General features: G+C 70.3%; 26 protein-coding genes. 11 read left to right on the top strand and 15 right to left on the bottom strand.

Annotated features, from left to right (window positions below):
* The first annotated feature begins 78 nt into the window (after positions 1–78).
* Positions 79–1,278: a low temperature requirement protein A gene (locus tag OG230_RS34660; RefSeq protein WP_328907731.1), complete on the top strand. Its 1,200-nt coding sequence runs from the start codon at positions 79–81 to the stop codon at positions 1,276–1,278.
* A gap of 54 nt (positions 1,279–1,332) precedes the next feature.
* Here the strand turns inward: OG230_RS34660 and OG230_RS34655 are convergent, their stop codons facing one another.
* From OG230_RS34655 to OG230_RS34640, 4 genes are all read right to left on the bottom strand, one after another.
* A complete protein-coding gene (locus OG230_RS34655; RefSeq protein ID WP_328907730.1) occupies positions 1,333–1,674 on the bottom strand; it encodes a hypothetical protein in 342 nt (113 codons plus the stop codon).
* Between the two features lie 45 nt (positions 1,675–1,719).
* Complete coding sequence (gene ctaD, locus OG230_RS34650; protein ID WP_328907729.1) at positions 1,720–3,432, bottom strand: aa3-type cytochrome oxidase subunit I; 1,713 nt, start codon at positions 3,430–3,432, stop codon at positions 1,720–1,722.
* A 193-nt stretch (positions 3,433–3,625) separates the two neighbouring features.
* The gene (gene adhP / locus OG230_RS34645) at positions 3,626–4,639 is read right to left on the bottom strand and encodes an alcohol dehydrogenase AdhP (protein ID WP_328907728.1); all 1,014 of its coding nucleotides are present in this window, start codon (positions 4,637–4,639) and stop codon (positions 3,626–3,628) included.
* 163 nt (positions 4,640–4,802) lie between these two features.
* Positions 4,803–5,354 carry a glycoside hydrolase family 25 protein gene (locus OG230_RS34640; protein ID WP_328907727.1) on the bottom strand — a complete coding sequence of 184 codons (552 nt, stop codon included), beginning with the start codon at positions 5,352–5,354 and terminating at the stop codon, positions 4,803–4,805.
* Between OG230_RS34640 and OG230_RS34635 the strand changes: the two genes are divergently transcribed.
* Together OG230_RS34635 and OG230_RS34630 are read left to right on the top strand one after the other, a co-directional pair.
* Positions 5,284–6,201, top strand: coding sequence for an NADPH-dependent F420 reductase (locus OG230_RS34635; protein WP_328907726.1), 918 nt, complete (start codon positions 5,284–5,286; stop codon positions 6,199–6,201). The genes OG230_RS34640 and OG230_RS34635 overlap by 71 nt on opposite strands.
* 224 nt (positions 6,202–6,425) lie before the next feature.
* Positions 6,426–6,956 carry an SRPBCC family protein gene (locus OG230_RS34630; RefSeq protein WP_328907725.1) on the top strand — a complete coding sequence of 177 codons (531 nt, stop codon included), beginning with the start codon at positions 6,426–6,428 and terminating at the stop codon, positions 6,954–6,956.
* Between the two features lie 95 nt (positions 6,957–7,051).
* Here OG230_RS34630 and OG230_RS34625 read toward each other — a convergent pair whose 3' ends face one another.
* Positions 7,052–7,894 (bottom strand): pentapeptide repeat-containing protein, encoded by an 843-nt coding sequence (locus OG230_RS34625; protein ID WP_328907724.1) that lies wholly within the window; start codon positions 7,892–7,894, stop codon positions 7,052–7,054.
* A gap of 200 nt (positions 7,895–8,094) precedes the next feature.
* Between OG230_RS34625 and OG230_RS34620 the strand changes: the two genes are divergently transcribed.
* From OG230_RS34620 to OG230_RS34605, 4 genes are all read left to right on the top strand, one after another.
* A complete protein-coding gene (locus tag OG230_RS34620; RefSeq protein ID WP_328907723.1) occupies positions 8,095–8,679 on the top strand; it encodes a hypothetical protein in 585 nt (194 codons plus the stop codon).
* On the top strand, positions 8,679–9,173 hold the full coding sequence (locus OG230_RS34615) for a hypothetical protein (RefSeq protein ID WP_328907722.1): 495 nt from the start codon (positions 8,679–8,681) through the stop codon (positions 9,171–9,173). The genes OG230_RS34620 and OG230_RS34615 overlap by 1 nt, the downstream gene beginning before the upstream one ends.
* An 87-nt stretch (positions 9,174–9,260) precedes the next feature.
* Positions 9,261–9,752: a hypothetical protein gene (locus tag OG230_RS34610; RefSeq protein ID WP_328907721.1), complete on the top strand. Its 492-nt coding sequence runs from the start codon at positions 9,261–9,263 to the stop codon at positions 9,750–9,752.
* A 93-nt stretch (positions 9,753–9,845) separates the two neighbouring features.
* The gene (locus OG230_RS34605) at positions 9,846–10,073 is read left to right on the top strand and encodes a hypothetical protein (protein ID WP_328907720.1); all 228 of its coding nucleotides are present in this window, start codon (positions 9,846–9,848) and stop codon (positions 10,071–10,073) included.
* A 54-nt stretch (positions 10,074–10,127) separates the two neighbouring features.
* Here the strand turns inward: OG230_RS34605 and OG230_RS34600 are convergent, their stop codons facing one another.
* Positions 10,128–10,886 carry an ArsR/SmtB family transcription factor gene (locus OG230_RS34600; protein WP_328907719.1) on the bottom strand — a complete coding sequence of 253 codons (759 nt, stop codon included), beginning with the start codon at positions 10,884–10,886 and terminating at the stop codon, positions 10,128–10,130.
* A 229-nt stretch (positions 10,887–11,115) separates the two neighbouring features.
* Between OG230_RS34600 and rhaI the strand changes: the two genes are divergently transcribed.
* The 3 genes from rhaI (at position 11,116) to OG230_RS34585 (ending at position 15,977) form a co-directional block, all read left to right on the top strand.
* Complete coding sequence (rhaI, locus tag OG230_RS34595) at positions 11,116–12,282, top strand: L-rhamnose isomerase (protein ID WP_328907718.1); 1,167 nt, start codon at positions 11,116–11,118, stop codon at positions 12,280–12,282.
* Positions 12,283–12,342: 60 nt separating this feature from the next.
* The gene (locus OG230_RS34590; protein ID WP_328907717.1) at positions 12,343–14,388 is read left to right on the top strand and encodes a bifunctional aldolase/short-chain dehydrogenase; all 2,046 of its coding nucleotides are present in this window, start codon (positions 12,343–12,345) and stop codon (positions 14,386–14,388) included.
* A 110-nt stretch (positions 14,389–14,498) separates the two neighbouring features.
* Entirely contained in the window at positions 14,499–15,977 is a 1,479-nt protein-coding gene (locus OG230_RS34585; RefSeq protein ID WP_328907716.1) for a rhamnulokinase, read from the top strand.
* A gap of 98 nt (positions 15,978–16,075) precedes the next feature.
* Here OG230_RS34585 and OG230_RS34580 read toward each other — a convergent pair whose 3' ends face one another.
* The 9 genes from OG230_RS34580 to OG230_RS34540 form a co-directional block, all read right to left on the bottom strand.
* Positions 16,076–17,134, bottom strand: a complete 1,059-nt coding sequence (locus OG230_RS34580; protein ID WP_328907715.1) for an enoyl-CoA hydratase/isomerase family protein — start codon at positions 17,132–17,134, stop codon at positions 16,076–16,078.
* Positions 17,135–17,240: 106 nt separating this feature from the next.
* A complete protein-coding gene (locus OG230_RS34575) occupies positions 17,241–17,729 on the bottom strand; it encodes a GNAT family N-acetyltransferase (RefSeq protein ID WP_328907714.1) in 489 nt (162 codons plus the stop codon).
* A gap of 109 nt (positions 17,730–17,838) precedes the next feature.
* On the bottom strand, positions 17,839–18,789 hold the full coding sequence (locus OG230_RS34570) for a DUF6397 family protein (protein WP_328907713.1): 951 nt from the start codon (positions 18,787–18,789) through the stop codon (positions 17,839–17,841).
* Between the two features lie 109 nt (positions 18,790–18,898).
* On the bottom strand, positions 18,899–19,312 hold the full coding sequence (locus OG230_RS34565) for a roadblock/LC7 domain-containing protein (protein ID WP_328907712.1): 414 nt from the start codon (positions 19,310–19,312) through the stop codon (positions 18,899–18,901).
* 285 nt (positions 19,313–19,597) lie between these two features.
* Complete coding sequence (locus tag OG230_RS34560; protein WP_328907711.1) at positions 19,598–20,224, bottom strand: GTP-binding protein; 627 nt, start codon at positions 20,222–20,224, stop codon at positions 19,598–19,600.
* Between the two features lie 303 nt (positions 20,225–20,527).
* Complete coding sequence (locus OG230_RS34555; RefSeq protein WP_328907710.1) at positions 20,528–21,007, bottom strand: DUF742 domain-containing protein; 480 nt, start codon at positions 21,005–21,007, stop codon at positions 20,528–20,530.
* A gap of 18 nt (positions 21,008–21,025) precedes the next feature.
* On the bottom strand, positions 21,026–21,460 hold the full coding sequence (locus OG230_RS34550) for a roadblock/LC7 domain-containing protein (protein ID WP_328907709.1): 435 nt from the start codon (positions 21,458–21,460) through the stop codon (positions 21,026–21,028).
* A complete protein-coding gene (locus OG230_RS34545) occupies positions 21,457–24,135 on the bottom strand; it encodes a sensor histidine kinase (RefSeq protein WP_328907708.1) in 2,679 nt (892 codons plus the stop codon). Before OG230_RS34545 ends, OG230_RS34550 begins: the two co-directional genes overlap by 4 nt.
* 33 nt (positions 24,136–24,168) lie before the next feature.
* Positions 24,169–24,984, bottom strand: coding sequence for an MHYT domain-containing protein (locus OG230_RS34540; RefSeq protein ID WP_328907707.1), 816 nt, complete (start codon positions 24,982–24,984; stop codon positions 24,169–24,171).
* Between the two features lie 161 nt (positions 24,985–25,145).
* On the opposite strand from OG230_RS34540, the gene OG230_RS34535 reads away from it, so the two are divergent.
* Positions 25,146–25,745, top strand: coding sequence for a class I SAM-dependent methyltransferase (locus tag OG230_RS34535; protein ID WP_328907706.1), 600 nt, complete (start codon positions 25,146–25,148; stop codon positions 25,743–25,745).
* The last annotated feature ends 4 nt before the right edge of the window (positions 25,746–25,749 follow it).

Here is a 25,749-nt window from a genome sequence, read left to right as displayed (position 1 = left end):
CTCCTCCCGCGCAGGTCGCCCCGACCGACCCGTGCGCCCTGGCGTGGGTCTCCGACAACCCTGAGGATCGATGGCTTCATGAGTGACCACACGCCCCACGGAGCCGGTCACGGCCGTCCTGCGGCGCCCCTGCTCCGGATGAAGTCCCGCGACCCCGACGAGGCGCATCGCGCGGCGACACCGCTGGAGCTGTTCTTCGACCTCTGCTTCGTCGTCGCGGTCGCCCAGGCAGGCGCGCGGCTGGTGCACGCCGTGGCCGAAGGCGATCCCGGCCACGGCATCACCGGATACCTCTTCGTCTTCTTCGCCATCTGGTGGGCCTGGGTCAACTTCACCTGGTTCGCCTCCGCGTACGACTGCGACGACGTGCCGTACCGGCTCGCCACGCTCGTACAGATCTCGGGCGTGCTCGTCCTGGCCGCCGGAGTACCCCGGGCCTTCGAACACTCCGACTACACCGTGGCCATCGTCGGCTACCTGATCATGCGGGTGGCGCTCACCTTCCAGTGGCTGCGCGCCGCTCGCGGGGAAACGGGTGCGGCCAGGGTCACGGCGCTGCATTACGCGGCCGGGCTGGTGATCGTTCAGGCCGCGTGGGTGGTGCTGCTGTTGCTGCCCGACGGCGCGTGGGCGTGGGGCTTCGTGATCCTGGTCGCCGCCGAACTGGCGGTGCCCGCCATCGCCGAGCGCCATCGGCGCACGAGCTGGCATCCGCACCACATCGCGGAGCGCTACGGGCTGTTCACCATCATCATGCTCGGAGAGACGATCGCTGCCGCGACGGTCGCAGTGCAGTCGGCGCTCGACGATTCCGCGGCTCTCGACGAACTGCTCCCGATCGCTGCCGGTGGACTGGTCATCGTCTTCGCCGCGTACTGGATCTACTTCTCCGTCCCCATTCATCTGCACCTGTCCGCCAGCCGCCAGGCGTTCGTATGGGGTTACGGCCACTATCTGATCTTCGGCTCGGCCGCGGCGATCGGTGCGGGCATCGAGGTGACGGTGGAGCAGGTGACGCACCACGCGCACATCTCCGCGAACGCCGCAGCCGCGGCGGTGACGGTGCCCACGGCGCTCTTCATGTTCATGGTGTGGGCCCTGCACGCCCGCCACTTCAAGGAGGGCAGTCTCCAGCAACTCGTCCTTCCCGTCGGCGCGGTGCTGGTGCTCGTCACCACGTTCGCGGGGCACTGGGCCGTGCCGCTGGCCGGGCTGGTCTGCGCGCTCACCGTCGCCACCGGTGTCTACATGTCGACGGACCGCTCCGAGGCGGTGTGAGGGTTCGGGGCACGCAGGTCCGCCCGGGCGCCTCGAAGGCGCCCGGGCGGAGGGTCAGCGGGTGAGCAGGGTCAGTGCGGCGCAGGTTCCGCTCGCCGCGCCGACGGCCAGGAGCACGGCTGCGAGGCAGCGCTTCTTGAGCAGCCGATAGCGGTCGGAGTATTCACCGCGGAGTTCGGCCGCACGCTCCGAGACGCGGACGAGCGACTCCCGGCAGGAGGCCACCCGGTCCGCAATGTAGACGCGTTCTACGTCCTCCCGCTGCGCCCGGGTGAGCCAGGGCAGCTGGTCGGTGAAGCGGCCGGCGCGTCGGCGCGCGTCTTCCACCTCGGCGTTCCACAACAGGTAGCCCTCCAGCTGGGCCAGGCCCCTGGCACTGTCCTTGTCGTGCTCCACGGCGTCCCCTTCTCGTCGGGCCGTCCTCGTCCTGAGCGGGCTGACTCACGTCCACCGGTCCCCCGGCAGCACGGGCTTGTTGGCGGCGTCGTCGAGGTTGCGGACCGCGGGGTGGTGCAGGTCGAACGCCGGGGATTCGGAACGGATCCGGGGCAGCGTGAGGAAGTTGTGCCGCGGCGGCGGGCAGGACGTGGCCCACTCCAGCGAACGGCCGTAACCCCACGGGTCGTCGACCTCGACCTTCTTGCCGTACTTCGCGGTCTTCCACACGTTGTAGAGGAACGGGAGGATCGACAGGCCGAGCAGGAACGAGGAGATCGTCGAGATCGTGTTCAGAGCGGTGAAGCCGTCCGCCGCGAGGTAGTCCGCGTAGCGTCGCGGCATGCCCTCGGCGCCGAGCCAGTGCTGCACCAGGAACGTGCCGTGGAAGCCCACGAACAGCGTCCAGAACGACATCTTGCCGAGCCGCTCGTCCAGCATCTTGCCCGTGAACTTCGGCCACCAGAAATGGAATCCGGAGAACATCGCGAAGACCACGGTGCCGAAGACGACGTAGTGGAAGTGCGCGACGACGAAGTACGAGTCGGAGACCTGGAAGTCCATCGGCGGCGAGGCCAGGATGACGCCGGTCAGACCACCGAAGAGGAAGGTGACCAGGAAGCCGATCGACCAGAGCATCGGGGTCTCGAACGACAACGACCCCTTCCACATGGTCCCGATCCAGTTGAAGAACTTCACACCGGTCGGTACGGCGATGAGGAAGGTCATGAACGAGAAGAACGGCAGCAGCACGCTCCCGGTGACGTACATGTGGTGCGCCCACACCGTCGCCGAAAGGCCCGCGATCGAGATGGTGGCCGCGATCAGACCGATGTAGCCGAAGACCGGCTTGCGGCTGAAGACCGGGATGACCTCGGTGACGATCCCGAAGAACGGCAGGGCGATGATGTACACCTCTGGATGGCCGAAGAACCAGAAGAGGTGCTGCCAGAGCAGTGCTCCCCCGTTCGCCGCATTGAATACCTGCGCACCGAACTTGCGGTCGGCCTCCAGGACCAGCAGGGCCGCGGCGAGTACGGGGAAGGCGAGCAGGACCAGCACACCGGTCAGCAGCACGTTCCAGGTGAAGATCGGCATGCGGAACATCGTCATGCCGGGCGCGCGCATGCAGACGATCGTGGTGATGAAGTTGACCGAACCGAGGATCGTGCCGAAGCCGGAGAAGGCCAGACCCATGATCCACATGTCGGAGCCGATGCCGGGCGAGCGGATGGCGTCGTTGAGCGGGGCGTACGCGAACCAGCCGAAGTCGGCCGCGCCCTGCGGGGTGAGGAAACCGGCCACGACGATGAGCGAGCCGAAGAGGTACAGCCAGTACGCGAACATGTTCAGCCGCGGGAACGCCACGTCGGGCGCGCCGATCTGCAGCGGCATGATCCAGTTCGTGAAGCCTGCGAACAGCGGGGTCGCGAACATCAGCAGCATGATCGTGCCGTGGATCGTGAACGCCTGATTGAACTGCTCGTTCGAGATGAGCTGGGTGCCCGGACGTGCCAGTTCGGCGCGCATGACCAGGGCGAGGACACCGCCGACGATGAAGAAGGCGAAGGACGTGACCAGATAGAGCGTGCCGATCGTCTTGTGGTCGGTGGTGGTCAGCCACTTCACGACCACATTGCCCGGCTCCTTGCTCGCTACCGGCAGCTCGTTCTGGTAGACATCGGCATCAGCCGATTCTGAGGTGTCCCTCGTCGTCACTGCGACACTCCTTCGGTCGACGGCCGTTCGCGGACTCGGCGACCAGAATGGACCCGCAGTGATCCGTGCTGTGGGACATCCTTCTCAGCGCAACGACGGCAGCCGCCAAGGACACTCCTTTGGCCGACGGCGGCGGCTTCGCGGGGGTCGGGGGCGGGATGATGAACAGACTGCCGCCCTGGCCCGACGCAGGTCAGCGCATGTCGAAGACGAGACGGCCCGACACCTTCCCGGCCAGCACCTCGTCGATCGAGGTGTTGATGTCACCGAGGGCGCGGGTCTCCCGGACGACCCGGGTGCGGCCGAGCGCGTGCAGGCGGAAGACCTCGGCCAGGTCTTCGCGGGTGCCGACGATCGACCCGACGACCTTCGTCCCGTTCAGGACGGTGTCGAACACGGGGAGTTCGAGTGCGCCCTCGGCGGGGAGCGCGACAAGGACGAGCGTGCCGCCGCGGCGCAGCGCACCGTAGGCCGCACCGAACGACTCGTTGCTCACCGCGAGGGAGATCGCCGCGTCGACACCGCCGAGCCGCCGGGCCTCTTCGGCCACGTCCTGGACGCGGGCGTCGATGACGTGGTCCGCGCCCAGCTCCTCGGCGAGTGCGAGCTTCTCGTCGGTGACGTCGACCGCGATGGTCTCCGCGCCGAAGATCCGCGCGTACTGGAGGGCGAGGTGGCCCAGGCCGCCGATGCCGGAGATCAGCGCGCGGGTGCCCGGCCTGGCCCCGGACACCTTCACCGCCTTGTACGTGGTCACGCCCGCGCAGGTCAGCGGGGCGGCGTCCAGCGGGTCGATGCCCTCGGGGACCGGCACCACGTACGTACCGTGCGCCAGCGCGTACTCGGTATGGCTGCCATCCACGGAGTAGCCACTGTTCTGCTGCTGGAGGCAGAGCGTCTCCCAGCCGGAGACACAGTGGTCGCAGTGTCCGCACGCCTCGCCGAGCCAGGGAATCGCCACGCGGTCCCCCACGGCGAGGTGTCCCACCTGGTCGCCCACGGCCTCCACGATGCCGATGCCCTCGTGCCCCGGAACGAACGGCGGACTCGGCTTGACCGGCCAGTCACCCCGCGCCGCGTGGATGTCCGTGTGGCACAGTCCCGAGGTCTCCATCCGCACGAGGACCTGGTGTGCGGCGGGGGTCGGGACGGGCCGGTCCTCCAGGACCAGAGGCTCGGTGAAGCTGCGCACGACGGCGGCCTTCATGGGGCGGCTCCTCTGCTTCGATCGGATGCGAGGGGCCCGTCGTGGCGTGACAGACCCCCTGACAAACCAGGGCAAATTTCCACAGCAGAGTATGTCGAATACGCGCCATTCGCTTCCCGGTCCGGCCCGGCCTGATCGAAACGAAAGACCCTGCGGACACGACCTAGGCGCCGCCCCATGTGCGCATGGCCCGGCGTGAAGGGAAGTCCGCGACGTCCCTGTCCAGGGGCTGGTCGGTGTACTGGTGGATGAGCCAGGGCGCCTTGATACGGGGCTTGCCCGCGGTGACGTAATCCGCGATCCACAGTCCGTCGCCCGCGTACGAGGTCGTGTCGTGGTTGAGCCAGAAGTGGCGGTTGCAGTAGAGCAGCACGCGGTGACCGGGCCGCAGGCGCTTCACCGCACGGATGAAACGGTCCTTGTCGGCGTTGCCGGCGTGCGTACCCTCGCCGGTCTGCTCCCAGTCGACGGCGAGCAGGTCACCGGCACGCTCAGGAGCTCTGCTCACGAAGTACTCCGCCTGGTCGGCGACGTTCCCCGGCCAGAGGAAGTGGTAGAAGCCGACCACGAGGCCGGCGCCCCGCGCACGCTCGGTCTGCGCCGCGAGACGTGGATTGACGTAGGAGCGGCCTTCGGTGGCCTTGATGAAGACGAAGTCGAGACCGTCGGTGTCGAAGGACGTCTGGTACGCGCTGACGTCGACGCCGTGCAGCATGGGGCCACCTCCGTTGGGGGCAAGAGGCTTCCGCTCTTCTCCCCTACGTGCCCGGGCCGCCGGCCTTCCATCCGCCGCAGGGACGAAGAACCGATCCGGCGCCGCCGGAATAGTGCCGGGCCACTCACAGTTGGTGACCGAACGAGGCTTGGTCACAGCACGCACTCTGGATCGGAAGGTCGGAGCCATGAAGATCGGCATCATCGGAGCGGGCAACATCGGCGGCAACCTGACCCGCCGCCTCACCGCCCTCGGGCACGACGTATCCGTAGCGAACTCGCGCGGCCCGGAAACCCTCACGGCGCTGGCCGAGGAGACGGGCGCCCGCCCGGTCTCCGCGACCGAGGCGGCGCGGGGCGCGGAAGTCGTCGTCGTGACGGTCCCGCTGAAGGCCGTCCCCGCCCTGCCGAAGGGCATCCTCGACGGAGCGGCACCGGGCGCCGCGGTCATCGACACGGGCAACTACTACCCACAGCAGCGCGACGGCCGCATCGAGGCGATCGAGGACGGGCTGCCCGAGAGCCGCTGGACGGAGCAGCAGATCGGCCGCCCCGTCATCAAGGCGTTCAACGGTACGTACGCCCAGGACATCCTCGACCGGGGGCTGCCCCAGGGCTCGCCCGGCCGGCAGGCGCTGCCCGTCGCGGGTGACGACCCGGCGGCCAAGCAGACCGTGCGGGACCTCATCGACGAGCTGGGCTTCGACACCGTGGACGCGGGCGGCCTGGACGACTCGTGGCGCCAGCAGCCCGGCACGCCGGTGTACGGCAGTCAGGGCGACGTGGACACCATCGTGAAGGCCCTCGCGGAGGCGTCGCCGGAACGTACCGCGGAGTGGCGCGCCTGAACCCCTGTCACGACGGGAAGGCGGCCGGAAGTGCTTCCGGCCGCCTTCCGCACGCCGCGGGGCAACCCTGGCCGACGGCGCGCGGGGATCCCGGACGCCGGGGCGCGAAGCGCCGTAGAACTTTGACGCTACCGGTGAGTAAGGTGTGGCTCCGGAGCGCCGGTTCCACGGCCCCAGCGGCTCCCGGCAGGTGTCCAGGACGGCCGTGGAGAAGGAGTCGCCGCATGCCCCGCACCATGTCCGTCTCGGACAGCATCGTGATCAACGCCGCCCCGTCGGCCGTGTACGAGCAGCTCAGCGACCCTACGGCGATGGGGCGCTGGAGCCCGGAGAACACCGGTGCGACGGTGGTCGGGGAACGCCGGGAGGCGTACGTCGGCATGGTCTTCGAAGGGCGCAACAAACGCGGTTCCCTGCGCTGGACCACGAAGTGCACGGTGACGGCCGCCGACCCCGGCAGCCGTTTCGCCTTCCGCGTCCACGCGATCGGGGCACGGCGCCCGCGGCTCCCCGGGGCGATAGCCACCTGGGACTACCGCTTCGAGGCGGTCGACGGCGCCACGCGGGTCACCGAGATCTGGACCGACAACCGGCGCGCGTGGCCCGATTTCGTGGCCAACGCCTTCGACCGGATCGCGACCCGGGGGCACACCTTCGCCGAGTTCCAGGCCGGCAACATCCGCACCACGCTGGAGCGGCTGAAGGCGGCGCTGGAGCCGAGTGCCGAGCAGCCCGCGGAGCACGGAAACGGCTGAGGCGGCGCGCACGGTGCGGGATCCGTACCGTCGCCGTCACACGCGGGGCGCCGTACGGCGACGGGCGCCCGCTCGACTCACGAGGCCCGGTGCGCTCATGAGGCCCAGTGCGAGGGACAGTTCAGCGAGGGCGGCAGCCGGGTGCTGGCGTCGCCCCGAGCGGCGTTGAGCTGGGCCTGCGTGAGGAACAGACTCCCGGTGAGGTCGGCGCCCGCCAGTTCGGCGTCACGGAAATCGGCGCCGATGAGATCGGCCTTGCGCAGGTCGGCGCCCGTGAGGTCGGCCGCGATGAGATACGCGCCGCGCAGGTCGGCCCCCTGCAGGTCGGCGCCCCTGAGCCGGGCTCCGATGAGGTCGGCGCCGCGGTGATTGCGCTTCTTGCGCCGGGACACGGTGGCCCGCACGAGTTCACTGGTCCGCAGCAGCAGAGCGGCCACACCCTCGCGATGCGCCGATACATCCAGTTCCGCCAGGGAGCCCGCGGGCTGGTTCGTCAGACGCTCCGTGGCATCGATGGCCCGCTCGATCTCCGCGTGGAGCGGCTTCGCCGCGGACAGTGCGTGCGCTTCCGTGAGATACCAGAGCAGTTCGTGGAGCTGACGCATCACCGGGAACACTTGGAACATCTCCTGCGCGGTACCTGGTTCCCGCCGCCAGTCCCTGCCTCCGTACGTCTCCTGGGAGACCTTCTGACCGGCTCCGAAGCAGTCGTACACGGTGCAGCCGGAGAATCCCTCGGACCGCAGCCGGGTGTGGATCCCGCAGCGGAAGTCGTCCCGCAGGTTACGACAGGGCTCTCCTGCCTGCTTGTTGACGGCGAAGTCGGCCGAGGCGGTGAGGGTCAGCGCGACGCAGCACAGCCCGAAGCACTTCGCACAGTCGGCGCGCAGAGCGGGGCGCTCGCCGGCGGGGACGGCAGTCGGAACGTTCTCGGGCACGGGCGCGCTTCCTCCGGTGCGACGGACAAGCCGTCGCGTGACGTACAAGCTTCTTGTGTGATCTACGAGCGGGACGAGCTTAACGAGGTGTCACCCATACGCGCCGCCTCATGATCATCACCGGGTCGGGTAGCCGCCGTAACGTCCAGTTTCGCCCTATTCCCCAGGCGAAAGAGCCCTCCTTCATGCATGTACCTCCGATGACTGCCCCCGGCTCCCCCTCCGGCGGCGGCCCCCGTCACAGCCCCCTCGCCCGCCGGCTGGTCGTGTCCCTGCTGCTCCCGCTGCTGACCGTGGCGGGCGGCGCACTGTTCGCGCCCGGAGTCTCGGTCGCCGCTCCCGTAGCGGCCTCGTCGCTCTCCATCACCCTCGCCCCGTCCGCCGACGGGCCGTGCACCAGCAGCGATCCGGTCGTCTGCGCGATCCGGGAGATGACGCCGGAGGAGCGGGCGGAAGCGCGCGAGGTCCGGATGCGGTACCACGAGCTCCTGGACCAGATGGAACAGGTCGAGCAGCAGATGCGCGACGAGGGCCGGTCGGACGAAGAGATCGCCAGGGTCCTGGTGAACATGCGCAACGAGGCCAAGGACATCACCAGGGCCGGGATGTCGCCGGAGGCGGTCGCACTTCTGGAGGCCCGCAACATGGTCAAGTACGGCAACCCGCTGGGCCCGACGGCCGACCAGCAGTTCGCCAGGTACGGCAGCTGGGACAAGGTCATCGACGCGGCGACGCGCAGCAGCGCCGCCGTCGACGAGGAGCTCGGGCTGGAGCCGCGCCGCTGATGACGCCCGTCGTGCTGCAGGACTACGACCGCCATGGCGAAGTACGGGTGCTCGACCCGGATTCCGGCCGCCTCTCCCCCGGCGCGACCCGTAGCACCGACGATGCGAACGCGACGCCCCTCTGCCACGGCTTCGTCCATGTCCTGCCGCACGATGCCTCCTCTCCGAGCGAGGCCGCCGAAGGCGCCGCCCTGTACGCCGAGTCGTCGAGACTCTGGCTGCAACTCGGCGCGGACCGCTGGGACTGCGAGGTCGTGGAGGTGCGGTACGCCCGGCGGCCGGACGGCTCCCGCCTCGTCACGCTCGCACCTCCGGACGCCCCTGCCCGGGAGGTGCCCCTGCCCGCCCCGGACACCGGCCCGTTCGATCCGTCCTACGACTGGACGGACGCCGTCGCGGACGACTTCTTCCTGTGGGCGGCCGATCAGCTCTCCGAGCCCGCGCACCGGGCCGTACTGCGCGCCCACTATCTGCGGGGCTTCGAGCCCGTGTGACCGGGGCTTCCGATCTCCGTCCCCGGGCACTGTCAGTGGGGTGACGCAGACTGGTGCTCACGCAGGTCACGCCGAATGGGGGCACCGATGAGCACGGGGGACGACGCGGGGTTCGAACCCGCCACCGGAGACGGCCCGCCACTTCCCGACGCGGGGGAGAAACGCGCCGGATCGGTCAGGACCGCCTACGAGGGAATGCTGCAGATCCGGCGGCTGACCAACGCGGAACACGCGAATCCGGAAGGGGTGCCCGCTCCTTGGGAGCTCCATCGGACGGTCCGGGCCGTGGCGCTCGGCCTGGAAGCCGCAGGAATACCCGCCTCCGCAGTCGACGCGTCCGGTGAACGGCTCGCCCTCGGATATCGCGTGATTTCGGGAGAGTCCCCGGGTTCCGTCCGCGTGGAGTGGCTCGGCCCGCCGGGCAGCGGGGCCGCCCATGACGAGGACGAAGCGCTGCCCCGGTGCGCGGTGGTGCTCCAGCAGCTGGGCTGGACGGCGCTGCTGTACCGGGGGCCGCGTCGAAGACGCTTCCTGGAGGTCGAGCCACCGGCGGGTGGTCCCCGCGGGCGTGGCGCCTGAGCGGCCGGCATGTGTGCGCCGACGCCGGGAGGGCACTGTCAGACCCATGGTGAATGCTTGACGGTCCGACACCTCTGACCGGGAGATGCTGAGATGCACAACGACGAGATCGCCGCGGCCCAGGCGTATGTCCGCCTACTGGAGGCCACCCGCGCCGCGCTCACCGACCCGGATGAAGCCCCGCTCTACATACCGCTGCTCGCCTCGCCGATCGCGGAGGCCGACGCAGCGCTTCGGAGCGCGGGGCTCTCGGGAAACGAGGAGCGTCTGTTCTCCCTCGTACGGGCGCTTCGACCCAGCCTGACCGCGTCCGAGCGCTGACAGGCCGTCGGGGGCACCGTGTTCCGGCGCCCCCGGCGTGCCTCACCACCGTGTCTACGAGGTGCCGTACAGGAGCGAGCCCGGGGTGGTGAGGAGCTCGCCTGTCTCCAGCCAGGTCTTGAGGCCGGACAGGATCATCGGCCAACCGCCGTACAGCTCCTCGGGGGCGCCCTCGCGCAGTTCGTCGTGGGTGACCGTCAGCCGGCAGGAATCGCCGACGGGCTCGATCTCCCAGGTGACACGCGTCGTCCCTTCGCGCTTCGCCTCCTCGCTCCAGAGCGCCACCATGCTCTGCACGAGCTTGCGCGGCGGGTCGACCTCCAGATTCCGGCCTTCGCCCAGCGGGCCGGGCGCTCCGGGCGCGCTCATCTCGAAGCGTGACCCCGGAGTCCAGTCGGAGGCGATACCGGCGCCGAAGTTGTACTTGCCCCTGATTCCGGGATCGGTGATCGCCTCCCAGAGACGCTCGGGCGTGGTGCGGATGTAGATTTCGAAGACCTTCTCCATGGGATTCTCCAGCCGGCTCTTGAGGCCGCTGAGCCCTGCGGCCCAGGGCTCCGCATACTTGCTCACCCACCGGTCGTGGACGAGCCGAATGGGCACCGGGTTCAGGAAGTGCAGTTTCTCCCGGCCACGTCGCCTGGTGACGACCAGGCCGGCCGCCTCCAGCAGCTTGAGGTGCTTCATCACGGCGAACCGGGTGACGTCGAAGCGGGCCTCCAACGCACCCAGTGTCTGCCCGTCCTCACGAAAGAGCGCGTCGAGCAGGCTGCGCCGGGTCGGGTCCGCCAAGGCTTTGAACACCGCGTCCATGCCTTCAAAAATATGTGACCTTTTGGTCACCTGTCAATCGGTGGAGCGCCGCACGAGGGAATCGAGGGCGCACGCCTTCCACCAGGGATGAATTGTTTCAAGTCAGAAAGAACCTTGACCGAGCTGCTTGACTGGTAGAGCCATCGAAACCTAGCGTACGTTCCGGATGAAACGATTCACATCCTTCGATCGCAACGGGTCGCCGGATGACTCTGCTTACGAGGTGTTCATGTCTGATGTGTCGGCCGTCAAGGCAGCTCTGCAGTCTCAGGTGATCGAGACGCCGTCCTGGGGTTACGGCAACTCCGGGACCCGTTTCAAGGTGTTCGCCCAGCCCGGAGTCCCGCGCGATCCCTTCGAGAAGCTGGAGGACGCCGCCCAGGTCCACACCTTCACCGGCGTCGCCCCCAAGGTCTCGCTGCACATCCCGTGGGACAAGGTCGAGGACTACGCGGCACTGACCCGGCACGCCGAGAACCTCGGACTGCGGATCGGGGCCATCAACTCCAACGTGTTCCAGGACGACGACTTCAAGCTGGGCTCGGTGACCCATCCCGACCCGAAGGTCCGCCGCAAGGCCACGGACCATCTGCTGGAGTGCGTCGACATCATGGACGCCACCGGCTCCCCGGACCTGAAGCTGTGGTTCTCCGACGGCACCAACTACCCCGGCCAGGACGACATCGTGGGACGCCAGGACAGGCTGGCCGAGGCCCTGACCGAGGTGTACGCGCGACTGGGCGACGACCAGCGGATGCTGCTGGAGTACAAGCTCTTCGAGCCGGCGTTCTACACGACGGACGTGCCGGACTGGGGCACGTCGTACGCCCACTGCCTCAAGCTCGGGCCGAAGGCACAGGTCGTGGTGGACACCGGTCACCACGCCCCCGGCACCAACATCGAGTTCATCGTGGCGTTCCTGCTCCGCGAGGGAAAGCTCGGCGCCTTCGACTTCAACTCCCGCTTCTACGCGGACGACGATCTGATGGCGGGCGCGGCCGACCCCTTCCAGCTGTTCCGGATCATGCACGAGGTGGTCAAGAACGGCGGTCTCGACGCGGAGACGAACGTCAACTTCATGCTCGACCAGTGTCACAACATCGAGGCGAAGATCCCGGCGGTCATCCGCTCGGTCACCAACGTGCAGGAAGCGACCGCGAAGGCGCTCATGATCGACGCCGGCGCCCTGGCGCGCGCTCAGCGCTCCGGTGACGTCCTGGCGTCGAACGGTGTGCTGATGGACGCCTACAACACCGACGTACGGCCGCTGCTCGCCGAGCTGCGCGAGGAGGCGGGGCTGGCCCCGGACCCGTTCGCGGCGTACCTCGCCTCCGGCAACCAGGAGCGGATCGCCGCCGCCCGGGTCGGCGGCGAGCAGGCCGGCTGGGGTGCCTGAGCTCCTGACGTCCGTTCGTCACCGCATCCGCCCGCCCGGCCCCACCACGAAGGAACTCTCATGACGTCCGCGACACATGCCGAAGTCGCCGCGCTTCTGGAGCGCGCCCACCGGATCGGCTCGGACCCCCGCAACACCAACTACGCCGGCGGCAACACGTCGGCCAAGGTCTCCGCGGCCGATCCGGTCACCGGAGGCGAGACCGAGCTGCTCTGGGTGAAGGGCTCGGGCGGTGATCTCGGCACGCTCACCGAGTCCGGCCTCGCCGTGCTCCGCCTGGACCGGGTCCGCGCGCTCAAGGACGTGTACCCGGGCGTGGAACGCGAGGACGAGATGGTCTCCGCGTTCGACTACTGCCTGCACGGCAAGGGCGGCGCCGCTCCCTCGATCGACACGGCGATGCACGCGCTGGTCGAGGCCGCGCACGTCGACCATCTGCACCCGGACTCGGGCATCGCGCTGGCGTGCTCCGCGGACGGCGAGAAGCTCACTGCCGAGTGTTTCGGGGACAAGGTGGCCTGGGTGGGCTGGCGCAGGCCGGGCTTCCAGCTCGGTCTGGACATCGCCGCGGTCAAGGAGGCCAACCCGGCGGCCGTCGGCGTGATCCTGGGCGGCCACGGCATCACCGCCTGGGGCGACACGTCCGAGGAGTGCGAGCGCAACGCCCTGTGGATGATCCGGACTGCCGAGGAGTTCCTCCAGGGGCGGGGCAGGGCCGAACCGTTCGGCGCCGTGCTCGCCGGCCGGGAGGCGCTGCCGGACGTGCTCCGGCGCGCGCGTGCCGCCGCACTCGCCCCGGTGATCCGCGGTCTCGCTTCCACCGATCGCGCCCAGGTGGGGCACTTCACGGACGCGGAACCGGTCCTGGACTTCCTGTCCCGCGCGGAGCACCCCCGGCTCGCGGCCCTCGGCACCTCGTGCCCCGACCATTTCCTGCGTACGAAGGTGAGCCCCCTCGTCCTCGACCTGCCCGCCGACGCGCCGCTGGACGAGGCGGTCACACGCCTGAAGGAACTGCACGCGGAGTACCGGGAGGCGTACCGCGCCTATTACGAGCGGCACGCCACCGCCGAGTCCCCCGCCATGCGGGGCGCAGACCCGGCGATCGTCCTCGTGCCGGGTGTCGGGATGTTCTCGTTCGGCAAGGACAAGCAGACCGCCCGGGTCGCCGGGGAGTTCTATCTCAACGCCATCAACGTCATGCGGGGCGCCGAGTCCGTCTCCTCGTACGCGCCGATCGAGGAGTCCGAGAAGTTCCGCATCGAGTACTGGGAGCTGGAGGAGGCCAAGCTGCGCCGGATGCCTAAGGCGAAGGCGCTCGCCACCCGGGTCGCTCTCGTCACCGGCGCGGGCTCAGGAATCGGCAGGGCCATCGCTCGGCGGCTGGTCGCCGAGGGTGCGTGCGTCGTCGTCGCGGATCTCGACGCGGAGAACGCGGTAGCCGTCGCGGAGGAGCTCGGGGGGCCCGACAAGGCCGTCGCGGTGACGGTCGACGTCACGGGCGAGGAGCAGATCGCCGAGGCGTTCGCGTCTGCCGTGCTGGCGTTCGGTGGTGTGGACCTCGTCGTGAACAACGCCGGGATCTCGATCTCGAAGCCCCTCCTGGAGACCACGGCGCGTGACTGGGACCTCCAGCACGACATCATGGCGCGCGGTTCGTTCCTCGTCTCGCGCGAGGCGGCCCGGGTGATGCTGGCGCAGAACCTCGGCGGGGACATCATCTACATCGCGTCCAAGAACGCCGTGTTCGCGGGCCCCAACAACATCGCCTACTCGGCCACCAAGGCCGACCAGGCCCACCAGGTCCGCCTGTTGGCCGCGGAACTCGGAGAGCACGGCATCCGGGTCAACGGGATCAACCCCGATGGCGTGGTGCGTGGTTCGGGCATCTTCGCTGCGGGCTGGGGTGCCCAGCGCGCGGCGACGTACGGCATCGAGGAGGACAAGCTCGGGGAGTTCTACGCCCAGCGGACCCTGCTCAAGCGCGAGGTTCTTCCCGAGCACGTCGCCAACGCCGTCTTCGCCCTGACCGGCGGCGACCTCACCCACACCACCGGCCTCCACATTCCCGTCGACGCCGGTGTGGCGGCGGCCTTCCTGCGCTGAACACGTACGGGACCACCACGCCCTGTCCGCCGGGCCCCGGCATGCCGCTCGGCGTGCCGGGGCCCGGCGACGATCGTGCGCGGACCCGCCCGGATCGGATGAGTAACTCAATGCCTGCGACTTCACGACACAACGCGGTCTTCGCCGCCGTGGACCTCGGTGCCACCAGCGGCCGGGTCATCACGGGCAGGGCCGGCCCCGGCACGCTGGAACTGACCGAGGCACACCGCTTCCCCAACACCCCGGTGCGACTGCCGGACGGTCTGCGCTGGGACGTACTCGCCCTGTACCAGGGGGTGCTGGACGGGCTGCGCGCAGCCGGGCGCCTGGGCCCGGTCACGTCCATCGGCATCGACACGTGGGCCGTGGACTACGGGCTGCTCGACGCCGACGGCTCGCTGCTCGGGCTACCGTTCCACTACCGGGACAGCCGCAACGGCGACGCCGCCGCGCGGGTGCTCGCGCGCTGCGGAGCGCAGGAGCTGTATGCCATCGGCGGTCTCCAGCATCTGCCGTTCAACACGGTGTTCCAACTGGCCGCACACCGCTCGACGGCCCAGTGGCGAGCGGCGCGGAAGCTGTTGCTGATGCCCGATCTGCTGGTGCACTGGCTGACCGGCTCGATGGGCGCGGAGATCACCAACGCGTCGACGACCGGTTTCCTGGACGCGCGCGGCGGCACGTGGTCGGACGCGCTGATCGGGCGGCTGGGGCTGGATCGGTCCCTGTTTCCGCCGCTGCGGGAACCCGGTGACCCGGCGGGGACTCTGCTGCCGCATGTCACCGAGTTCACCGGACTGCCCGCGGGTACTGCGGTGACGACGGTCGCCTCCCACGACACGGCGTCGGCGGTCGCCGCCGTGCCTGCCACGGAGCCCGGGTTCGCCTATGTCTCGTGCGGCACCTGGTCGTTGGCCGGGCTCGAACTCGATGGCCCGGTGCTGTCCGACCGGTCCCGGGCGGCGAACTTCACCAATGAGCGCGGGGTCGACGGAACGGTCCGCTATCTCCGCAACATCATGGGCATGTGGTTGCTGGAGGAGTGCCGTCGTTCCTGGGAGCGGGAGGGCAGCGCTCCGAGCCTGGCCGATCTCCTCGCCGACGCGGCCAGGGCACGGCCGTTCGCCGCGATCCTGGACCCCGACGACGAGGAGTTCCTGGCGCCGGGTGACATGCCCGCACGGATCGACGCCTTCCTCGTACGGACCGGGCAGACTCCGCCGGACAGTCCGGGTGGCTATGTGCGGTGCGTACTGGAGAGCCTGGCCCTTGCTCATCGCCGGACCCTGCGGGAGGCGGCGGAGCTGGCGGACCGGGAACTGACCCGCATCCATCTGGTCGGTGGCGGTTCACGCAACGAGCTGCTGTGCCAGTGGACGGCCGACGCGACCGGTCTGCCGGTGACGGCGGGACCGGCCGAGGCGACGGCACTCGGCAACATCCTGGTCCAGGCGCGGGCCCACGGCCTGGTGGGCGACCTCGCCGACATGCGCCGGCTGGTCGCCGAAACTCAGGACCTCCGCCACTACAGCCCCCAGCCGGACCGGACGGGCTGGGACCGCGCGGCGGCACGGCTGCGGCACGACTGACCCACCGGGCGCACCGGATCCGCACCTGGCCGCTTTCCGGCCGTCGGGGGATCCGGGCACGCCCGGGTGGTCTGCGGGGTCGACGCGTTCGGCTCGTTCTACAGGGGCGAGCCGAGGCCCAGCTCCTGATCACCGAGCGGGGCGAAGTATCGCGCGACCGCGGCCTCGGAGACGTCCGCGAGTTCGGCCGGCCGCCACTTGGGGGCGCGGTCCTTGTCGATGATCTGTGCGCGTACGCCCTCGACCAGATCGTGCCCGGTGAAGGCACGGCAGGAGACGCGGTACTCCTGGTCGAGCACCGCTTCCAGGCCGTCGAGGCGGCGCGCCCGGCGAACGGCGGCGAGCGTGACCTTGAGCGAGGTGGGCGACTTGGCGAGGAGTGCTTCGGCGGTCTCCTTCGCCGCGGTCACGCCCGTGGCGTTGAGCCGGTCGATGATCTCCTCGACGCTGTCGGCCTCGTAGCAGGCATCGATCCACGCACGCTGCGTGGCGAGCTCGCCTTCGGGCGCCTCACCCGCGTACCCGAGCACCGTCCTCTCCACGTCGGCGGGACCGGTGCACCCGGCGAGCGCCGCGGTGAGGTCCGCCAGCCGCTCCGAGGGGACGAAGTGGTCGGCCAGCCCGCACAGCACGGCATCCGCGGCACCGACCGCTTGCCCGGTGAGCGCCAGATGGGTGCCGAGCTCGCCGGGCGCCGACGCCAGCAGGTGGGTGCCACCGACATCGGGAACGAATCCGATTCCGGTCTCGGGCATGGCGACGCGGGAGCGCTCCGTGACGATGCGGACATCACCATGGGCCGACACTCCTACCCCGCCGCCCATGACGATGCCGTCCATCAGCGCGACGTACGGCTTGGGGAATCGGGCGATACGGGCGTTGAGCCGGTACTCGTCGCGCCAGAACGCCAAGGACGCCTCGCCCCCGGCGCGCGCGTCGTCATGGATGGAACGGATGTCCCCGCCGGCGCACAGTCCCCGCTCCCCCGCCCCACTGATCACGACGGCGACGACCGAGTCGTCCTGCTCGGCGGTCGCGAGCCCTTCGTCGATGCGCCGCACCATGGCGTGGGTCAGCGCGTTGAGAGCCCGCGGCCGGTTGAGCGTGATGTGAAGGGTGCGGCCTTCGGTGTGCAGCAGGACGGTGTCGTCGTTCATCTATGCGCTCCGGTCAGGGCCTGGGCGTGTCTTCCGCCGGTCGTGGACGATCTTTCACTGCCATTCTGCGACGGCGGACGCCCGGCCCGGACAGCGGGCGCCCCGTTCAGAGAGCCTTGTGCATGACGTGCAGCCCGACGTAGCCCTCGACCGGATGGTTGAAGCCCTCGGGCAGGGTCCCCACCACCTCGAACCCGAGCGACCGGTACAGCCGCACCGCGTACACGTTCGTCTCCACCACGGCGTTGAACTGCATCGCCCGGAACCCGGCGGTGCGGGCCCAGTCCACGCTGTACTGGCACAGCGCCCGGCCCACGCCCTTGCCCGAGTGGGCGGGGTCGACCATGTAACTCGCGCTGGCGATGTGCGAGCTGTTGCCCATGTGGTTCCGGTTCATCTTGGCCGTCCCCAGCACCGTGCCGGAGTCGTCGACCGCGACAACCGCCAGGCTCGGCGCGGGCACGAGCCACCACTCCCGCGCCTCGTCCCTGGAAAGGTCGACGGGATAGGTGAACGAATCGCCCGCGGCGACGATTTCGTGGAAGAACGGCCAGATCGCGGGCCAGTCCTCGGTGGTGGCTTCTCTGATCAACATGGGCATCAGGATGCCTTCTGCCTCAGCAGCCCGCGAATTCTTTGCCCACGACGCCGGCCAGGACCTCGACGGCAGGTACCCCCGGGTCCCCCGGTCAGCGGCCGAGCACCTATGGAGCGGTCGCCCTCCTGCGCAGTCCGAGTCGGGCCAACAGCCCCGGCCCCGCTCCCCGTTCGCCGTTCTGCTCAGGCTCCCCGACCGCGGCCGTGGCGTCCGGCCGCACCCCGCCCGCCCGCTCCGGTGCGACCGGGCGGCCTCGGGCCTCGCCCGGACGCGGGGCGGGCCTGGTCTCACGTGCCCGGTCCAGCTCCAGGGTCAGATTGACCCGCCGCCACAGAATCTCGTCCGGATCGTCGGCGAGCATCAACCGCTCCATGATCTCCCTCCCGCTCACTGACCCTGGTCGGCCGAAGATCGGTTCCGGCCTGACCCTGGCCAGGTAGGCACGCTCGTACGGATCGTCGACCACCTCCGCGAGCTGGACCGGATCCAGCGCGGACGCCTGCACGGCAGCGCGCACCCACGCGTCCCCGGTGCCGCCGAGCAAGCGGTCGATCCTGCCCGAACGCCAGTTGCGCGCCCGCCAGTCGGTGCCCGCTTCCAGCATCGTGCGCATGCCCACCGGGCTCTTCCCGGCGAGCAGCCCGGGTTCACGCGTGGCGAACCGGGCCAGCTCCTCGGCAAGATAGAGCCAGACCACCGCGCGGTAGCGATTGAGATAGAAGGAGACCGGGGAGACGCACCCCACGCGGGCCAGCCGCGTGAACCTGACCGGGCTGATCCCGAGCAGTGCGGCCCCCTCCGCCGTCCCCACGGTGCGCACCCGCTCCCGCAGAGCTTCCGGGAATCCGGCCTGAGCCCGCAGCCGGTCGATCTCCTCGACGGGAACCCTCGGCCGCCCGCCACCCTGCCCCGCAGTGACCCCGATCAGCCCGAGGTGCACGGCCAGCTCGAACTCACCACGCCTGAGCTCCAGTTCCTGTGCGGCGCGGCCCGCCGCCACCGTGGCCCCGCCGCCCGTTCCGACGGCGTGTACGCGCGTCGCTTCCGTAACAGCCATGACTGTCCTCCCCCGTGAGGCTCGATTACTCCGTGTCATCACGGTAGCCCGGAGGAGGCTCTCCCCGTTCGGCCTGTGGATAACGTCGCAGCCGAACGAAAGACGCAGGTCAGAGGCGGCTTGGTCCGTCGCTTCCGCCGTTGCGTATCCCGACGCCGAGATGTTCGCCCACTCGGTTCACGAGCAGAGTCATCTCGTAGGCGACCTGGCCGACATCGGCCTCGGCCGCACTCAGCACACAGAGGCAGCTGCCTTCGCCCGCGGCCGTCACGAACAGCAGTGCCTCGTCGAACTCCACCATGGTCTGCCGTGCCCGTCCGGCCCTGAAGTGCCGCCCCGATCCACGGGCCAGGCTGTGCAGACCCGACGACACCGCGGCGAGGTGCTCCGCGTCCTCGCGCGCCAGGCCCGTGCTCGCCCCCGTCACGAGGCCGTCGTTCGACAGCACCAAGGCGTGCCGTACGTGCTCCACCCGACCGGTCAGATCGTCAAGGAGCCAGTCAAGTCCCCGGTCCAACGCCATGCGCTCGTCCTCCCCGCTCATACGTTCCCCACATCGCGCGTAAGCCTCGCGTACCGCTCCCGCAGGGGCAAGCGCCTCTCGTCCGTCGGGGCGCCGCTTCGCGCCACGCCCCTTCCTCGTCCGAGCCCGGCTTCATGGCACACCACATGGCGCAGGGCGCACAGCGTTTCTTCGTTTCGGAGGGCACACGCACAGGCAAGGTGCCGATCGGCTGGGGAGGGCCGCCGCTGGCAGCCGACGGCGATCGGCGCTGTCACCTGTCAGCGGCGGCCCTCCCCGCCGGTCTCAGCTCACGGAGTCGAGAAGCCGGGCCGTGTGCATGCGCCCCGCGTACTCGACCATGCGGATCAGGACTTCCTTTCCGGAGTCGCGGTCGCGCGCGTCGCACAGCACGACCGGCGTGCCCTCATCGAGGTCCAGGGCCCGGGACACGTCCTGCGCCCCGTAGGTGCGGGCGCCCGGGAAGCAGTTCACTGCGACGACGAAGGGAATGTGGCGGTGCTCGAAGTAGTCGACGGCCGGGAAGCAGTCCTCCAGGCGCCGGGTGTCGGCGAGAACCACCGCCCCGAGTGCGCCCTGGGACAGTTCGTCCCAGAGGAACCAGAAGCGGTCCTGCCCCGGCGTGCCGAACAGGTACAACGACAGCCCGGACCTGATGGTGATGCGGCCGAAGTCCATGGCCACGGTCGTGGTGGTCTTCTGGTCGACTCCGCCGGTGTCGTCGACCGTCTGTCCGGCCTCGCTGAGAAGCTCCTCGGTGCGCAATGGCCTGATTTCACTCACGGCACCGACCAGGGTCGTTTTCCCGACCCCGAAGCCGCCGGCGACCAAAATCTTCAGAGCGAGGGCGGTGGACTCGCCGCCTTCCTCCCCGCCCACGGTGTCGGCGTTTCCCACGTGCTCGGAGGGCATCGATCACTTCTCTCACGCATGAGCCTCAAGATGTATGAGCGCAGGTCAGAGCCATCTTGTCGAGCTCGGTCGAGTATCTTCGGGCATCGTTGCGGCATCGGTGGGACAAGGAGGGGCATCAGTACGGGGACAGCATGACAAGCACGGAGCCCACCCCGAGGGGTGTGATCACTTTTGACCGATGCGACCGAACGCAGGTCGTCAATTGCCCGTATGTGGTCGCGATTCGAAACGCGATGTTCGAAACGGGATGGTTGATTTTTCGCCAGCAGGACGTCGTCACGCGGGGCCGGGACGTCGTCGTCACAGTGCCCGGAGACCGTCGATCACCTCACGCAGAATCCGCTCGTTGGGCAACTGGGCGGGCGGGACCGGCCGGCTGACCCTTACATGGCCCGCTTCGAGCAGATCGCCGAGCAGTACCCGCACGACGCCCACCGGAAGGTCCGCGTCCGCGGCGAGTTCCGCGACCGACTGCGTCTCGCAGCGGCACAGGGTGAGCAGCGCCCGGTGTTCGGGGCCGAGCAGGGACTCGTCGGCGTCGACGGGTGCCGGGTCGGCGACGTCGACGAGCGCGATCAGGTCGAAGCGCACCCCGTTGGGCCCGGGTTGGGTCCGTCCGCCCGTCATCGCGTAGGGACGCACCAGCGGCCCGGCTTCGGCGTCGTACCACTGACTGCCCGGCAGAGCCTCCTCGTCCGCCTTCTCCCGTGCCGGGTAGCGGGCGTGTGCTCCGGAGGGGCCTCGGGGCGTGTTCGGGTGCTCGGGTTGTTCCTCGGTCATGCGCACGGCTCCGTCCCGTCAGCCCGCCGTCTGGGGTCCGACGAGCCGCGGAGGGGTCCGCAGATGCTCGCCGACACGCTTCACGAGGCGCGCCATCTCGTACGCCACCAGGCCGATGTCGGCGGCGGCGGTGCTGAGCACCGCGAGGCACGAACCGTCCCCGGCCGCGGCGACGAAGAGGAAGCCGTCGTCCATCTCGACCATGGTCTGACGCACTCCCCCCGCCCTGAAGTGCCGGCCCGCCCCCTTGGCGAGGCTGTGGAAGCCGGATGCCACCGCGGCCAGGTGCTCGGCGTCCTCCCGGCTGAGCGCGCTGGAGGCGCCGACGGCCAGACCGTCGCTGGAGAGCACGACGACGTGCCGCACCTCGCCGACCCGCGTCACCAGGTCGTCCAACAACCAGTCGAGTTCGCCGGAGCGACGCGCCCCCGCCGTCCATTCGTTCACGGTCATGCCTGGTCTCCTTCGATGGGCCGACGGGGCCCGCTGTTCGGCCGGTGGCTTGTGGGGGCTGCCTGCGGGGGCGTACGCCCGGGCGCCGGGCCGCCACCGCGGACCCAGCCGTTGCGGTAGGCGGTCATGCGGTCGCGGGCCTGTTCCGGGGTGCGTTCGGCGGGCGGCGAAGCGCCGTCGGCGCTGCCCCGGGGAGCCGGTTCGGGGCGTGGTTCCTCGCGCAACTGGGGTACGAGGCTGGCCTGCCGGACGCGACGGGGCAGGTCGCTGTCGTCACCGCTGTCCGGGTGGTCCGGCGCGGGGGTGGTGGGCGTCCGGACCGTGCGGTCCGGCCGGTCCGAAAGGCGGGGGCGGCCCGGCTTGGCGTCGTCCCCGGGGCGCGGACGCTGACGTTGGCGCAGGCTCGTGACGGGTGCGGAACCGGGGCCGGGCGCCGACTCGATGGCGGGGACCGCGACCGGGGCGGGGAACGCGGTGGGACGCCTGCGACCCGGGCCGGAGCGCGGGTCCGGCCTGTCGGTGTCGTCCCGGTCCGTCGTCGCCGTAGCGGGGCCGGTGCCCGCCGCGCGGGGTGTCTCGGCCGCGGGCAGTCCGCTCGGCAGCAACGCGGTCGGTACGAGGACGACCGCGGTCGTCCCCCCGTAGGGCGAGGTGCGGAGCTTGACCTTGATCTGGTGGCGGGCGGAGAGGCGGCTCACGACGAAGAGCCCGAGCCGGTCGCTGTCGAAGAGGTCGAGCGTCTCGGACTGTTCGATCCTCCGGTTGGCCTGGGCGAGGAGTTCCCCACCCATGCCCAGCCCCCGGTCCTCGATCTCCAGCGCGTAGCCGTTGCCCACGGGTTCTCCGCTGATGCGCACCTTGGTGTGCGGCGGGGAGAACTGCGCGGCGTTCTCGATGAGTTCGGCGAGCAGATGGGTCAGGTCGGCGACCGCGTCGCCCTTGACCGCCGCGTCGGGCAGTTGGCGCACCTCGACCCGTGCGTAGTCCTCGATCTCCGAGACGGCCGCGCGTACGACGTTGGTCAGCGGTACGGGCATCCGCCAGGCCCGCCCGGGAGCCGATCCGGACAGGATGATCAGGCTTTCGGCGTGGCGGCGCATGCGGGTGGTCAGGTGGTCGAGCCGGAAGAGGTCACCCAGCTCGTTGGGGTCCTCGGCGCGGCGCTCCATGCCGTCCAGCAGGTTGAGCTGGCGGTGGACCAGCACCTGACTGCGGCGGGCCAGGTTGACGAAGACGCCGGAGATGCCGCTGGCGAGCTCGGCGCGCTCGACGGCAGCGCTGAGCGCGGCCCGGTGGACGGTGTCGAGTGCCTCGCCCACCTGGCCGATCTCGTCGTGCGAGGACCGGCCGGGAGGTGCCTCGGACTCGATGTCGAGCTCCTCCCCCTCCCGCAGACGCTGCATGGCGTGGGGCAGTTTGTGCCGGGCGATCTGCAGGGCGCTGTTGCGGAGGCTCACGAGCTCGACGACGAGCGCGCGGCCGATGCGTACGGAGATGACGAGCGAGGCGGCCACGGCGAGGAAGCCGAAGAGGACTGCCGCCCCGGCCGGACTCAGCAGCCCACCGGCCAGCGGATCGGCACGGTCCGCCGCGTCCCGGGCGGCGCCCGTCTCGATCGCGCGCAGCTCGGCACGTACGCTCGCGGCGTCCCGGCCCCATACGGCGGCGGGGACCGCCCGCGCTGCCTTGCGGCCGGGCGTCGCGGCGAGGACCTTCTCCTCGGCTGCCTGAATCCCCCGGTAGGCGCCCCCGCCGGTGAGGGCTCGCCATGTCCTTCCCTCGGCTGCGGGGAGGTCGGCGCCGGCCGTTTCGGCGAGGCCGCGGCGGCTCTCCACGGCACCCGTGAACCGGCGGAGTCCGGGGCCTTCGAGGGTTCCGGTGAGCGCGGCCGTGGCGAGCAGCGCGTCTTCCCGGGAGAGCATCTCGCCGGCCCGGTTCAGTTCGAGCAGGACGCGGGCGTCGGATCCGCGTTCGGCGTCCTGGATGCCGGTGAGCGCACCGGAGACGCCGAACGCCGCCGTGATGGCCTCGGTGTACTGCGTGTACGCGGCGTCCTGGCCGGCTTTCGTGTCCCGGTCCACGGCTTCGCCGGCCGGCGGCTCCAGCAGACGGGTGCGCAGCGCGGCGAGCGGCCGGGTGCGGTCCAGGAAGGTGGTGAGGCGGTCCGCGACCCCGGCCGGCAGACCGCCCGCGTCGGCGACCGTGTGGTTCTCGCCGAGCCTGAGCGCGGCCAGGGCGGTGTCGGTGCGCTTGGCGTCCTGCCGCAGTTCGGCGGCGTGTCCGCGGTCGGGGGCGACGAGTTGGCGCAGCGCCGCCTTGCGTTCGGCCTGGAGCGCGTCGACGGCGCCCGAGACCGGTCCCCGCACGGTGGAGTCCACGCGCTGCAACTGGCGCAGGCGGGCCACGTCCTGGGCCGTGGTGACGGTGGCGAACCCCCACAGGGCGAGCAGCGAGACGACGGGCACCATGAGCAAGGAGATGATCTTGGCCCGTACGGTCCTGGGGCGCAGGGACAGGCGGCGCGGCTCGGGCTGTTCGTCCGGCGCGGGTGCCCATGTCTCGCGCTCTTGTCGTTCGTCGGCCGGCGGCCCCGCGTGCGCGCGCCGTCCGCGTGTCGGAGGTGCGGGCCGGGCGGCGGGCGCGCCGGGCTCCGGGGTCGTGCGGGGTGGGCGCATGGCCTCCTCGTTCCGGTGTGGGCTCTGGGTGTGTCAGGGGGCCGGGGCGGCTTGGACGTCCGCGGGGTTCCGTACGGGTTCGGCGGGCGCCCGGCCGGGACGTTGGGCCGAGGCGTAGGCGGCCTGCTCCCGGGCCGTGGGCGACAGGGCGACGAAGGCCGAGGTGAGGAAGAGGTAGGAGCCGAGGCCGACGGCGAGCGGGAAGATGAACTGCATGACCGTGGCCCCGGACAACTGGCTTCCGGACGGGACGACCTCCACGTCGACGGCGAGCATGCCGGTGTAGTGCATGCTGCTGACCGCCGCTCCCATGACGAGGGAGGCGAGGGCGACGGCACCCGGGGTCTTGATGTTGAGCGCGGCCCAGAGCGCGGCGGTCGCGGCGACGACCGCGATGACCACGGAGAGCGTCACCAGGAGCGGGTCGTACCGGATCGTGCCGTGCAACCGCAGGGCGAGCATGCCGATGTAGTGCATGCTCGCGACGCCGAGTCCGGTGGTGAGCCCTCCGATCAGCAGGGCCTGGGGCTTGCCTCGGCCGTATCCGACGGCGAAGACCCCGGCCCCGACCACCACCATGGCGACGAGCAGGCTGAGCAGGGTGAGTGGCACGTTGTACCGGATGTCGGTGCCCGTGACACCGAACCCGAGCATGGCGACGAAGTGCATCGTCCAGATGCCGGTGCCGATGGCGGAGGCGGCGGTGAGCAGCCAGTTGCGACGCGATCGGCCGCTCGTGTTGAGCGCGCGCACGGTGCAGCGCAGTCCGAGCGCGGCTCCGATGCATGCCATCGCGTACGACAGTGCGGGTGTAAGCCAGCCGAAAGTGGCGTGGTCCAGGTGTCCCATGACTCGGGGACGCTAGTCCGCCCTGGGGCGCACGCCAGGGGCGCAGTTCGAAAGCTGATGAAATATGACAGAGAGATGTTCCCGAACGATCGCCCAGCGCTCGAACATGCACACCGTTTCTGACCGTTTCGTTCACTTGAGGACTGCGCGATCATGTGCGTATGACTGACGACCGCACACACGTGCAGGACTTCTTCTCCGTTCGCGCCGCCGACTGGGACAGTCGCTTTCCCGATGACGGGCCGGCGTACACGGCCGCCGTGGAAGACCTCCGGCTGCGGCGCGGTGACGCCGTGCTCGACGCTGGCTGCGGAACGGGCCGCGCGCTGGACGCCCTGCGCGCGGCGGTCGGCCCCGAGGGCACGGTCCTGGGCGCGGATCTCACCCCCGCCATGCTGGAGACGGCGGTACGGGCCGGCCGCGACCGCAGCGGTGCGCTGCTCCTCACCGACGTGGCACGGCTGCCGTTGCGGGACCGGTCGCTCGATGCCGTGTTCGCGGCCGGCCTGATCTCGCATCTCGCGCACCCCGGGCCGGCGCTGCGGGAGCTGGCGCGCGTGGTGCGGCTGGGCGGGCAGCTGGCCCTGTTCCACCCGGTCGGCCGGGCCGCACTCGCGGCCCGCCACGGCCGGGCGATCACCGATGACGACCTGCGGGCCGAACCCCGGCTCGGCCCCCTGCTGGCCGCTTCGGGGTGGCGCATGGACGCGTACGTCGACGAGGACCACCGCTTCCTCGTCCGCGCCGAACGCGTCGGCTGACCCG

It is taken from the genome of Streptomyces sp. NBC_00234 (genome assembly GCF_036195325.1).
Taxonomy (GTDB): domain Bacteria; phylum Actinomycetota; class Actinomycetes; order Streptomycetales; family Streptomycetaceae; genus Streptomyces.
This window is presented reverse-complemented; position numbering and strand designations above follow the sequence as displayed.